The following is a 12,655-nucleotide window of genomic DNA, read 5'->3' on the forward strand; positions in this document are numbered from 1 at the left end:
ATAAGGAAGAGTGAAAAAATCCTATCGATAGGAGACAATTTTGAAGAAAAGAGAGACAAAAACGAAAAAAAGAGAGAATTAAATCTTGTAAGAGAGACATTCACCTGGCTCATGGCATGTCTGCAAAAATGCTCGCAAAAAAACACTCCCAAACTTAGTGAGAGTGTTAGTTGAAATTAATGTCCCCCGCCGACGCTGTCGTGATCACCGGTCTGATTGATATCTTTGATATAAGGCGTCTTTTGCCCGTACCATTCGTAAGTAAAATCATAATTTTTTTCTTCATCTAAAAGCATCCATGTATTTTCGTCTTTGACTTTATATTTCTCACCGTCTACATAAATATAATAGTCGTCCTCATAGTGATCCTTTTTCTCGATTTGGGCATCGCTCATTTCTTCGCTGTTCAGCATGCCGTAGTTATTATAAAAGTAGATCCCGCCAAAAAGGACGACCACAATGATAAGCAGCCACTTTGATGTCCGCATGATTCTCTCTCCTTTGTTTATGATAGCTATAAGTCGGATAGACTTATTTTACGATAAAAACTGGTGGGAAACCAACTCAAAGGGTAAGAGAAAAGTAAGGTTGGAAGGGAAAACCAGCCAATCATTGATTTTTATATATGCTAACCATATAATATGAGGTATGGTTAAATATGAGATACGTATGACTTAATGAATGTACACATATATACCTTAATTTTCATTAAAGGAGTGCTGAACCTTGAGCTTGAAAGAGTATAGTAAAGATCAGATTGAAGAAATGTCCATGATCGATCTTGCAGCAGTCATGCTGGAAGAAAAAAGAGAGGCAGTCGACTTCAATGACCTATTCCACGAGATTGCAGATATGAAGGGCTACACGGAAAAGGAAAAAGAAGATTTTATCGCCCAGTTTTATACGGATATGAATATTGATGGTGGCTTCATGACCATTGGTACGAATAAGTGGGGGTTGAAACGCTGGTATCCAGTAGAACAGATGGAAGAAGAAATTTCCAACCTTCCGAAAAAGCGTAAGAAGAAAAAGGCGAAGCGTAAAGAAGTAACAGCTGATGAAGCATTGTTCGAAGAAGATTTGGATGAAGAACTTGATCTCGATGATGAAGATCTTAACCTTGATGAGAGTGATGATGACTTCGAAGGGGATTATGATAATGATGATCTTGACGAGGAAGATGAAGAAGTTATTGAGGATGACATCAGCTTTGTAGGTGATGATGAAGAGGAAGATGACGACCTCTAATTGCTCCTTGACTTTCAAATCGTAAATCAGTACAATTCTATTTGGGCTCTTAAAATTACGTTGAACGAATTTCAAAAGCGCTCCCCATAATAGGGGAGCGCTTTTTATTTTTTAATAAGAAAAACGAAGCTCTCGCCATGAGGACTTGGCGATAGCCAGTTTTTTAATTTGCTCCAACCTATAAAAACAGTATTTCTATGACTGCTGAAGGAACCAGTAGGTCATGATATAAGAAAGATTAAAGAAGAAAGAGGGATGACCGTGACAAAGTACATTTTTGTAACAGGTGGGGTTGTGTCTTCCTTAGGTAAAGGGATTACTGCCGCTTCACTTGGCCGTTTATTGAAAAACCGTGGATTGAAAGTGACTATCCAAAAATTTGATCCATACTTGAACGTAGATCCTGGGACAATGAGTCCCTACCAGCATGGGGAAGTTTTCGTAACGGAAGATGGTGCCGAGACAGACCTGGACCTGGGACACTACGAGCGTTTTATCGACATCAACTTGAATAAGTTCAGTAATGTGACGACCGGGAAAGTATATTCCCATGTTATTAAAAAAGAACGACGCGGCGACTACTTGGGTGGAACCGTGCAGGTCATTCCGCATATCACCAATGAAATTAAAGAGCGTGTTTTCCGCGCCGGCCATGAAACCAATGCCGATGTGGTCATTACAGAAATCGGTGGAACAGTAGGAGATATTGAATCCCTCCCTTTCCTGGAAGCGATTCGCCAAATCAAAAGTGACATTGGACGGGACCATGTCATGTACCTGCATTGTACACTTGTTCCATACATCAAGGCTGCAGGGGAAATGAAGACAAAGCCGACACAGCATAGTGTCAAAGAACTGCGCTCTCTTGGTATCCAGCCGGATGTAATTGTATTGCGTACCGAAATGGAAATATCCGAAGAAATGAAAGAGAAAATCGCCCTATTCTGCGATCTCAATAAACAAGCAGTTATCGAGTGTCCGGATGCAGATACATTATATAAAATTCCGTTGATTTTACAGGATCAGAAACTGGACCAGCTGACGTGCGAACATTTTGGGCTGGATTGCAAGCCGGCAGAGATGGCAGAGTGGAACCAGCTTGTCGATAAAGTAACCCATTTATCCAAAAAGGTGAACATCGCCCTCGTCGGTAAATATGTAGAATTACCAGATGCTTATATTTCTGTTGTCGAGGCGATGAAACATGCCGGTTATCCATATGATGCCGATGTCAATATCCACTGGATCAATTCCGAAGAGGTCGACCCTTCCAATGTGGAAGATAAACTTGCTGGAGTAGATGGCATTCTTGTACCTGGTGGCTTCGGCGACCGTGGTATCGAAGGTAAAATTGAAGCGATTCGTTACGCACGCGAAAATAAGGTGCCGTTCCTTGGCATTTGCCTGGGTATGCAATTGGCTACTGTGGAATTCGCAAGAAACGTACTCGGCCTGGAAGGTGCTCATTCTGCCGAAATCGATCCTGCGACACCGCATGCGATTATCGACCTTTTACCGGAACAAAAAGAAGTGTCCGACCTGGGAGGGACACTGCGTCTTGGTATCTATCCATGTAAGCTGACAGAAGGTTCCAAAGCAAAAGAAGCCTATGGGGAAGAAGTTATTTACGAAAGACACCGTCACCGCTTCGAGTTCAATAACCATTACCGGGAACAAATGGAGGAAAAAGGATTCTCCTTCACTGGTACAAGCCCGGATGGCCGTTTGATTGAAATCATCGAGGTGGAAGATCATCCTTGGTTTGTGGCAAGCCAGTTCCATCCAGAATTCAAATCCCGTCCAACTCGTCCGCAAGAGTTGTTCTACGGGTTTATCGGAGCAGCTTCCACCAATAATAAATAAGGAAAAAGCGCGAACCCTCATCGAAGGTTTCGCGCTTTTTTACATTTCCTGGACACCCCTGGGGTGGGGAGCGGGACTTATTCGTATTCGGAGAGGATTTCTTTTGCGGTAATATAGATGGCATAATAGCTGAACAGTCCTGCCATCGCGCTTGGAAAGCAGATTCGTTCCATATCAAAAGGAAGCAGGGGTTCGGTCACCTGTGTATCAATCGGGAAGTCCGCTTGCTTATATAAAGGATCATCATTCGTTTTTACAGCAGAAAGACTAATGACCTGGGCCTCTTGCTCCTGTGCTTCCTTCATGATGGCCGTCGCTTCTTCATGGTCGGCAAACCTTGAAGCCACAATCACCCGGTCAATGGAAGTCAAGGCAGTGCCAGGTTCATAGCGTCGGCATCTCGGCAATGTTTCTTTTCCGTGGATCATTTCCGCTTCAATCGTCACCATTTCCTCAAAGCCTTTTACATAGATGCTGCCATCGCCTATAATAGCTTGAGCTAATGCACGCGCTGCATCTTCGATAGCTAATGCTTCCTTCTCCTGAATTTGCTGAAATTTACCAGTCAACTGAGTCGTTAGCATTTTTAACATGAACATCCCCCTTTATTTTTCCATTCAGTTTTCATAGCTTAGCATAAATCCGAAAGCTTGAGAACAAATTAACCGGCTAATAAGCAGGAAATAAGTCAATTTATATCGAATGGAAAGAGAAGGAGGTATCGGATGAAGCGTAATTTAACTGCAGAAAGGTAGGCGAGCAATCATGGCCAAAGAAGTGTTGATTGTAGACGACCAGCCAGGGATCAGGCTATTACTGGGAGAAGTGGTCAAAGGAGAAGGGTACGCGGTAGCCACTGCGGAAACCGGAAAGGAAGCCCTTGACTATATTGAGAAAAATGACCCGAGCCTGCTGGTAGTTGACTATAATCTTCCGGTCATGAATGGCGGGGAACTGCTGCACCGTTTGAATGAGACAGGATACGACAAACCAGCCATTCTGATGACTGGATTATCCGTGGAAAGCCTCGGGGAAGAGAAGGATTTCCATTTTGTGAAGAAAGTGGTGTCCAAACCCTTCAATATCATGGATATCCGGGAAGAAATCTCCAAAATTTTGCAATAATAGTTGTACAAAAAATGACTTTTTGAGAAAATTATTGATGTAAGCGCTCTTTCGTTCTCCGGTTGTTGCACCTTCTTCTGGGTATTGGTATTCTTATACTGTGATTAAACTTACATAGCATATCTGTGATATGTCTTGCACATGTGCTAGTAAATAATATACCTATCGAAGGAGGAGCTTTCATGCCTTTAGTATCAATGAAGGAAATGCTCGAAACTGCGAAGGAACAGCGCTACGGCGTTGGGCAGTTTAACCTGAATAACTTAGAATACGCGCAAGCGATTCTTCAAGCAGCCGAAGAAGAAAAATCACCAGTCATCCTCGGTGTATCCGAAGGTGCGGCAAGATATATGGGTGGTTTCAATGTCGTAGTATCCATGGTAAAAGCACTGATGGATTCTTATGGAACGACTGTTCCTGTTGCGATTCATCTGGACCATGGTTCCAGCTTCGAAAGCTGTGCAAAAGCGATTCATGCCGGATTCACTTCTGTCATGATCGATGCATCCCACGATCCGCTTGAAGAAAACATCGCTGTTACTAAGAAAGTAGTCGAGCTTGCACATATGCATGGCGTATCTGTTGAAGCAGAACTTGGCCGTGTAGGTGGACAAGAAGATGACTTGATTGTTGATGATGCAGAAGCAGCTTATGCTATTCCATCTGAATGCAAACAGCTGGTTGATGAAACCAATGTTGACGTATTTGCACCAGCACTTGGTTCTGTTCATGGACCTTACAAAGGGGAGCCTAACCTAGGTTTCGACCGTATGGAAGAAATCATGGGTATCGTCGATAAGCCGCTTGTACTTCATGGTGGTACTGGCATCCCGACTCATGACATCAAAAAAGCTATTTCTTTTGGTACTGCGAAAATCAATGTCAACACAGAAAACCAGGTTTCCCAGGCGAAAGCAGTACGTGAAGTACTGGCTGAAAAGCCGGACCTTTACGATCCGCGTAAGTACCTTGGACCAGGACGCGACGCCATCAAAGAAACAGTCATTGGTAAAATGCGTGAATTCGGTTCTTCTAACAAAGCGTAAATAATGAAGTATGTCCAAAGGAAGCCGTTGCTGGAAACGGTTTCCTTTTAACAATCTTATGAAAACGCAACCATCGATGGGGAGGATTATTTACATGAAATTTTTTATTGATACAGCGAATATCGACGATATCAAAGAAGCAAATGCTTTAGGCGTGCTGGCGGGGGTTACGACTAATCCCAGTCTGGTAGCTAAAGAGGGTGTTTCTTTTCATGAACGTTTGCAGGAGATCACAAAGGAAGTAGACGGTTCTGTCAGTGCGGAAGTTGTTTCTGAAGATGCAGAAGGAATGATCCGGGAAGGGAAGGAACTGGCAGCCATCGCCCCGAATATTACCGTTAAGGTGCCAATGACGCTGGAAGGTTTGAAAGCAGTCAAAGCCTTGTCTGAACTTAATATCAAAGTCAACGTCACATTGATTTTTTCTGCCAATCAGGCATTGCTGGCGGCAAGAGCAGGCGCGGCTTACGTTTCACCGTTCTTAGGCCGTCTGGATGATATCGGGCATAACGGGATGGACCTGATTGCGCAGATTGCGGAAATTTTCGATCGTCATGGAATTGAAACGGAAATCATCGCCGCATCCGTCCGCCATCCAGTCCACGTCACAGAAGCGGCACTGAACGGCGCACATATCGCTACGGTTCCTTTCAAAGTTTTAGCCCAATTGGTAAAGCATCCATTGACTGACCAGGGGATTGAAAAGTTTCTTGCTGATTGGAACCAAAGTCAACAAAAATAGGCATGAAATTGGTAAAATTGTACAAACTAACAGCGCAGGAACAGGTTGACTGAAAACTGGATTCTATGAAGAGTTATTACCGGGAAAGTCAATCAATCGGACAATCGCCGGTGAATGCTTGCTAAAAGCCTGACATTTGCGGGTGGATTGCAGGACTTAAAAGCGAGGAGTTAGCCATGCAAAAATTACTTGTAGAAGGCGGAAAAAGATTAGAGGGGACAGTCAGGATCGGTGGCGCGAAAAACAGCGCGGTTGCTTTGCTTCCGGCGGCGATTCTGGCGGATTCTCCAGTCACGATCGAAGGCCTGCCGAAAATTTCTGACCTGCAGATCCTGGGCGACCTGCTCGAGGAAATCGGCGGTACAGTGAAAAAAGAAGGGCAGACCATTGAAATCGATCCGAGTGAAATGATTTCTATGCCATTGCCGAATGGAAAAGTGAAAAAGCTGCGAGCTTCCTACTATTTCATGGGGGCGATGCTTGGCCGTTTCAAAAAAGCAGTCATTGGTCTTCCGGGCGGCTGTCATCTTGGACCCCGCCCAATCGATCAGCATATCAAAGGCTTTGAAGCGCTTGGCGCTCAGGTGACCAATGAGCAGGGGGCCATCTATCTGCGCGCAGAAGAGTTGCGCGGGGCACGGATCTATCTGGATGTCGTCAGTGTCGGCGCGACCATCAATATCATGTTGGCAGCGGTAAGGGCTAAAGGGAAAACGGTTATCGAAAATGCTGCCAAGGAACCAGAAATCATTGATGTAGCAACCTTGCTTACCAGTATGGGGGCGAAGATCAAGGGTGCAGGAACCGATGTCATCCGGATTGAAGGTGTGGATCAACTTAGCGGCTGTAACCACACCATTATTCCTGATCGTATCGAAGCGGGAACCTATACGATTCTTGCGGCAGCGCTTGGGGATGGAATCCTGATCGACAACGTTATTCCTCAACACTTAGAATCCCTGCTTGCCAAATTGCGTGAGATGGGAGTCACGGTGGAAGAAAGCGACGAGCAATTGTTCATCAAAACGAGCGAAAAGCTGAAGAGTGTCGATATCAAAACACTCGTGCATCCAGGTTTTCCAACGGATTTACAGCAGCCGTTCACGTCACTTTTGACGAAAGCATATGGGACAGGTGTCGTCACCGATACAATCTATCAGGCGCGTTTCAAACATATTGATGAACTGCGACGCATGAATGCCCACATTAAGGTGGAGGGTGGAGCTGCAATTGTGGCAGGTCCATCTCTATTACAAGGCGCAAAAGTAAAAGCGACCGACCTCCGTGCCGGAGCAGCACTTGTTATTGCTGGTCTGATGGCAAAGGGGATTACAGAAGTCACCGGAATTGAGCATATCGAGCGAGGATATGAGGACCTCGTAGAGAAGCTCACGAATCTTGGTGCGACCATCTGGCATGAAAAAATGACCGAGGAAGAAGTAGAGCAGTTCCAGAATTCATAGGATCTTAGTTTCCATGGAGATGAGGAAAAATTCAGATATGAATGGAGAGGAAAAACCATGGAAAGAAGTTTGACAATGGAATTAGTACGTGTCACCGAAGCGGCGGCACTAAAATCAGCACGATGGATGGGAAGAGGGAAAAAAGAGGAAGCGGATGACGCAGCGACATCTGCCATGCGCGACGTCTTTGATACCATCCCGATGAAAGGTACTGTTGTTATTGGTGAAGGGGAAATGGATGAGGCACCGATGCTTTATATTGGGGAGAAGCTCGGTAATGGATACGGTCCACGTGTCGACGTTGCAGTCGACCCTCTGGAAGGGACCAACATTGTAGCACAGGGGACATGGAATGCTCTCGCGGTTATTGCGATTGCTGATCATGGTGCTTTGCTTCACGCCCCTGATATGTATATGGATAAAATTGCAGTCGGACCGGAAGCAGTAGGGAAAGTGGATATCAATGCTTCGATTGCAGACAACCTGAAGGCGGTAGCTGAGGCAAAGAATAAAGATGTGGAAGATGTTGTGGCTATTGTTTTGAACCGAAAGCGTCATGAGGGGATCATTGAGGAAATCCGTCAAGCTGGCGCAAGGATCAAACTGATTCCAGATGGTGACGTAGCAGCAGCTATCAACACGGCATTTGATCATACTGGTGTCGATATTCTGTTCGGCTCTGGCGGTGCCCCGGAAGGAGTACTTGCAGCTGCAGCATTGAAATGCCTTGGCGGAGAAATACAAGGCAAGCTGCTCCCTGCTAATGATGAAGAACTGGAGCGCTGCAAAAGCATGGGCATTGAAGACATCGACAAAGTCTTGTACATGGACGATTTTTGTTCCGGTGATGATGCGATCTTTGCCGCTACCGGCGTCACAGACGGTGAATTGCTGCAGGGTGTACAGTTCAAAGGGACGAAAGCAACGACTCAGACTGTCGTCATGCGTGCTAAATCAGGGACTGTCCGTTTCATTGACGGCGACCACAGCTTGAAAAAGAAACCGAATCTAGTAATTAGACCATAACTGGCAAGGGAGCCGTCCTGACGGCTTCCTTTTCCCTTATAAAAGCCGCAAAACAAACGAATATTAAAGTAATTTGATTTTTTTTATGTTTTATATTGAATAGTTTCATGGAAAAGAGTTAAAATGATTAAAGTTTAATCAACTCGTTAATAGTGAAAAACCTCTATAAGCTTCTGATTATAGCTTCGAGAATATCTTCTCACACTTCCTAAGAAGTGTTCTGCTAAAAGTACAGCATCTTTTGCTAAGTATATGGCTGTCCCCTCCTACTTTTCATTTTTCGTTAGATAGATAGTGTTGCAGGGCTCGAGACGGCAGACGGATAAGTAACAAAAATATAATAGTGTGGTGATTTTGTGGCTGAATTGACAATCTCTCATTTAGAAACGTTGACTCTCAAAGATTTATATGCACTGGCACGGCAATTCAAAGTGTCTTATTACGCTAAACTCACAAAACGCGAATTGATTTTTGCGATTTTGAAAGCACAGGCCGAAAAAGGCGGCTATTTATTCATGGACGGGATCCTGGAAATCATCCCATCAGAAGGATTCGGTTTCTTGCGTCCGATCAATTATTCACCTAGCGCGGAGGATATCTATATTTCTGCGTCCCAAATTCGTCGTTTTGATTTGCGGAACGGAGATAAAGTATCTGGTAAAGTCCGTCCACCAAAAGAAAATGAACGTTATTACGGCCTCCTGCATGTCGACGCCGTCAATGGCGAAGATCCCGAGACAGCGAAAGAACGTGTCCACTTCCCGGCATTGACGCCGCTTTATCCGGATCGAATGATGAAGCTGGAAACAAAAAGCAAGAACATTTCAACGCGAGTCATGGATATGATGGCCCCCGTCGGGTTCGGGCAGCGTGGACTGATTGTGGCACCGCCAAAAGCAGGTAAAACGATGCTGCTTAAGGAAATCGCGGACAGTGTTTCGAAAAACCATCCCGATGCCAAGCTGATCATTCTACTCGTCGATGAAAGACCGGAAGAAGTGACAGACATCGAACGTTCTGTAGCTGCCGATGTCGATGTTGTCAGTTCAACATTTGATGAAGTACCCGAAAACCATATCAAAGTCTCTGAGCTGGTACTCGAACGTGCCATGCGTCTCGTAGAACAAAAGCGTGATGTCATCGTTCTGATGGACAGCATCACACGTCTGGCCCGTGCTTACAACCTGGTCATACCGCCGAGCGGCCGTACGCTTTCCGGCGGAATCGACCCGGCAGCGTTCCACCGTCCGAAGCGATTCTTTGGGGCTGCCCGTAATATTGAAGAAGGCGGAAGCTTTACGATTTTAGCTACAGCACTCGTCGATACGGGTTCCCGCATGGATGATGTCATCTATGAGGAATTCAAAGGTACCGGGAACATGGAACTTCATTTGGATCGCAGCCTGGCGCAGCGCCGTATCTTCCCGGCAATCGATATCCTTCGCTCCGGTACACGGAAAGAAGAATTGCTGCTTCCGAAAACGCATCTGGAAAAAATGTGGGCGGTCCGCAAAACATTGTCCGATACGCCTGATTTTGCCGAGCGTTTCCTGCGCAGGTTGAGAACTTCTAAGAACAACGAAGAGTTTTTCGATATCATGGATAAAGAGATGAAAGGCAAATCGACAGGGAGAAGGACACAGGCTTCAGGAAAATAAAACAAGTTCTTGCATTGCAAAAATGCCCCTGTTATAATCATTCTATGTGAGTTTCGAGACAGGGCAGATTCTGCCTGATACGGCTCTTACAATAACTCTGTTTCCAAAGGATTCAGGGCAAAAAGGAGTGGAAGAACATGAAAAACGGCATTCATCCAGAATACCGCAAAGTCGTATTTCAAGACACAAGTTCTGATTACAAGTTTCTAACTGGTTCCACAAAGGAATCCAACGAAACTATCGAATGGGAAGATGGCAACACTTACCCATTGATCCGTGTTGAAATCAGCTCAGCTTCTCACCCGTTCTACACAGGTAAGCAAAAAGCTGACAAAGAAGGCGGACGTGTCGATCGCTTTAAGAAAAAATATAACATTAAGTAATCTTCGTTATCCTGAAATGGATAGACGAATTCATGCGAAAAACAGGCAAATTGTCTAACTTTGCCTGTTTTTTTGTTCGTATGAAATAATGAGGAAAAGAGGGCTGTCGCTGGAATGCCGTCAGCCCTCTTTTTCCGTTTTAAAGCTTGTTTGTTCGAGATGGAGATTCGGGAAGGGAGCGACTAACAACGTGTATGTGATGAAGCAAAGCGGTTGGGTAGAAGTGATTTGTGGCAGTATGTTCAGTGGTAAGTCCGAAGAGTTGATTCGTCGTGTTCGCCGTGCTACATATGGCAATCTGTCTGTTCGGGTGTTCAAGCCCTTGATCGACGATCGTTATTCCAAAGATGCAATCGTCTCTCATAATGGAACCTCCGTGCTCGCCCGCCCTGTAGAGCACTCCAAAGAAATTTTGAAGGCGGTCGACGATACGATTGATATTGTCGGTATTGATGAAGTGCAGTTTTTTGATGAAGAAGTAGTGGACGTCGTGGAGAAGCTTGCCAATAAAGGTATCCGCGTAATTGTCGCAGGCCTCGATACCGACTTTCGCGGAGTGCCATTCGGCTGCATGCCGGAATTGATGGCTTTGAGTGAAATGGTGACAAAGCTGAATGCGATCTGCCCGGTTTGTGGTTCACCGGCGAGCCGTACGCAGCGTTTAATCGATGGAAAGCCAGCTTCCTATGACGACCCGATCATCATGGTCGGAGCGTCAGAATCATACGAGCCCCGCTGCCGCCACCACCATGAGGTACCAAACAAGCCCAGGCAATCGCAGCTGAAAGCCAAAATTTCCAATTAAACAACCCAAGCATCAAAGCCCTTTATCGGTTTTGGTGCTTTTTTTATTGGCCCTGTTTCATGTTGTTATTGATTTTTCAAAAGAAGTTTACCCAACTATATAACCGTAAAGTCGAAGACTTGATATCAAGATATCTAGGGTTCTTTACCATAAAAGTGTCAAGGGGCTGCTGGGAAACTACTCGCTTTCCAGCTTCATCGCCTAGACACTCGCGACATAAGCAGTCCATCAACGGGAAGAAAAAACACTTCCCTTTTGATGTTCTGCTTATGCGTGTCGTGTCTCCCAAGGCGATTACGCATTCATTTCTTTCCTGTGGGGGGACTGGCGAGCTTCCTCGGGCTTTCGCCCTGTGGGATCTCGCCTAGATCCTTCTCCCACGGGAGTCTCGCAGTTTCACAACCACCCCATCCGATGGATGAGAGAAAAAGAACCCCTGTTATAGATGAGACTGCTTCTACAATCACTGGTTACAAGCACGATTTTACAAGTAGCCCTCCCTTTGGTTGAAGGACTGCATAAGGATGTTTCCGTTTCCCCCATAAACGCAAGGAGGTCCGGGAAATTGCGAGACTCCTCGAAAATGCTACGCATTTCCTTCGTGCGGTGTCTATTCAAGAAGCTTATTCAAAGTCCTATGGGATGAACATGATTGGTGAGATCCCGCAAGGCGAAGCCTGAGGAAGCTCACTACATGCCCATGGAAAGCGAGTAATTTCCCGGACCTCCAAACCGTTACTACCGTAACGGAAACAACATATCTCGAAACTGAGTCTTCAATTAAAGGGAGCTTACTGTAATTAGCAGCGAAAATTACGATGCATTCATATTTTTCACTTCCGCGGGGATGCTAAAAAGAAAAGTGCAAGGAGTGGAAATTCATGAAATATCATGTGACTGCAATAATGATTTTTACAGCGATTCTCCTGGCAGCATGCGGAGGAGATGAACAAGGCCAGGGACCTACCCAGGACTTGATGGATACAGAGCATCCTGAAGAAAGAGGCTCGCAAATCGATAACCCTCGTACGATCAATAACGTCGGTGACAGCTGGGGTTTAAAGCAGGACAGGGAAAAAGTCAGGCAGGCAGCTGAAAGCGTACCAGGAGTCGAAGTAGAACGAGTCATATTGGAAGGTCCTATCGTCCGTGTCACGGCAAATGTGGATAACGGACGTTTAGCAGACGGTGAGCGCGAAGAGTGGGAAGAGCAAATTGAACAGGCAATATACCGCGCAGTACCACGATACGATATCGAAGTAAGGGTACGTTAATTAACACATCTCCAGGCGGCTG

13 protein-coding genes are annotated in these 12,655 nt (G+C 45.4%); 11 read left to right on the forward strand and 2 right to left on the reverse strand.

Annotated elements, in window-relative coordinates:
* Positions 1 to 176 precede the first annotated feature (176 nt).
* On the reverse strand, positions 177 to 488 hold the full coding sequence (locus FHS45_RS07570) for a hypothetical protein (protein WP_062442496.1): 312 nt from the start codon (positions 486 to 488) through the stop codon (positions 177 to 179).
* A 238-nt stretch (positions 489 to 726) separates the two neighbouring features.
* On the opposite strand from FHS45_RS07570, the gene rpoE reads away from it, so the two are divergent.
* Positions 727 to 1,248: a DNA-directed RNA polymerase subunit delta gene (rpoE, locus tag FHS45_RS07575; protein ID WP_062442494.1), complete on the forward strand. Its 522-nt coding sequence runs from the start codon at positions 727 to 729 to the stop codon at positions 1,246 to 1,248.
* Between the two features lie 261 nt (positions 1,249 to 1,509).
* Positions 1,510 to 3,111, forward strand: coding sequence for a CTP synthase (locus tag FHS45_RS07580; RefSeq protein ID WP_062442493.1), 1,602 nt, complete (start codon positions 1,510 to 1,512; stop codon positions 3,109 to 3,111).
* 77 nt (positions 3,112 to 3,188) lie between these two features.
* Here the strand turns inward: FHS45_RS07580 and FHS45_RS07585 are convergent, their stop codons facing one another.
* Positions 3,189 to 3,704 (reverse strand): DUF2529 family protein, encoded by a 516-nt coding sequence (locus tag FHS45_RS07585; RefSeq protein WP_062442491.1) that lies wholly within the window; start codon positions 3,702 to 3,704, stop codon positions 3,189 to 3,191.
* Between the two features lie 172 nt (positions 3,705 to 3,876).
* Here FHS45_RS07585 and FHS45_RS07590 point away from each other — a divergent pair, with 172 nt between their 5' ends.
* From FHS45_RS07590 to FHS45_RS07630, 9 genes are all read left to right on the forward strand, one after another.
* Positions 3,877 to 4,236, forward strand: a complete 360-nt coding sequence (locus FHS45_RS07590; RefSeq protein WP_062442489.1) for a response regulator — start codon at positions 3,877 to 3,879, stop codon at positions 4,234 to 4,236.
* Between the two features lie 182 nt (positions 4,237 to 4,418).
* A complete protein-coding gene (gene fba / locus FHS45_RS07595) occupies positions 4,419 to 5,282 on the forward strand; it encodes a class II fructose-1,6-bisphosphate aldolase (RefSeq protein ID WP_062442488.1) in 864 nt (287 codons plus the stop codon).
* A gap of 94 nt (positions 5,283 to 5,376) precedes the next feature.
* Positions 5,377 to 6,024 (forward strand): fructose-6-phosphate aldolase, encoded by a 648-nt coding sequence (gene fsa, locus FHS45_RS07600; protein WP_062442486.1) that lies wholly within the window; start codon positions 5,377 to 5,379, stop codon positions 6,022 to 6,024.
* Positions 6,025 to 6,200: 176 nt separating this feature from the next.
* Positions 6,201 to 7,487 (forward strand): UDP-N-acetylglucosamine 1-carboxyvinyltransferase, encoded by a 1,287-nt coding sequence (locus FHS45_RS07605; RefSeq protein ID WP_062442482.1) that lies wholly within the window; start codon positions 6,201 to 6,203, stop codon positions 7,485 to 7,487.
* 57 nt (positions 7,488 to 7,544) lie between these two features.
* Positions 7,545 to 8,513, forward strand: coding sequence for a class II fructose-bisphosphatase (gene glpX / locus FHS45_RS07610; RefSeq protein WP_062442478.1), 969 nt, complete (start codon positions 7,545 to 7,547; stop codon positions 8,511 to 8,513).
* A gap of 356 nt (positions 8,514 to 8,869) precedes the next feature.
* On the forward strand, positions 8,870 to 10,171 hold the full coding sequence (rho, locus tag FHS45_RS07615; protein WP_062442476.1) for a transcription termination factor Rho: 1,302 nt from the start codon (positions 8,870 to 8,872) through the stop codon (positions 10,169 to 10,171).
* Between the two features lie 137 nt (positions 10,172 to 10,308).
* Positions 10,309 to 10,554 (forward strand): type B 50S ribosomal protein L31, encoded by a 246-nt coding sequence (locus FHS45_RS07620; RefSeq protein WP_062442474.1) that lies wholly within the window; start codon positions 10,309 to 10,311, stop codon positions 10,552 to 10,554.
* Between the two features lie 190 nt (positions 10,555 to 10,744).
* A complete protein-coding gene (locus tag FHS45_RS07625) occupies positions 10,745 to 11,359 on the forward strand; it encodes a thymidine kinase (protein ID WP_062442471.1) in 615 nt (204 codons plus the stop codon).
* Positions 11,360 to 12,240: 881 nt separating this feature from the next.
* Entirely contained in the window at positions 12,241 to 12,633 is a 393-nt protein-coding gene (locus FHS45_RS07630; protein ID WP_062442469.1) for a hypothetical protein, read from the forward strand.
* Positions 12,634 to 12,655 lie beyond the last annotated feature (22 nt).

The sequence above is a fragment of the Thalassobacillus devorans genome (genome assembly GCF_011761345.1).
Lineage (GTDB): Bacteria > Bacillota > Bacilli > Bacillales > Halobacillaceae > Thalassobacillus > Thalassobacillus devorans.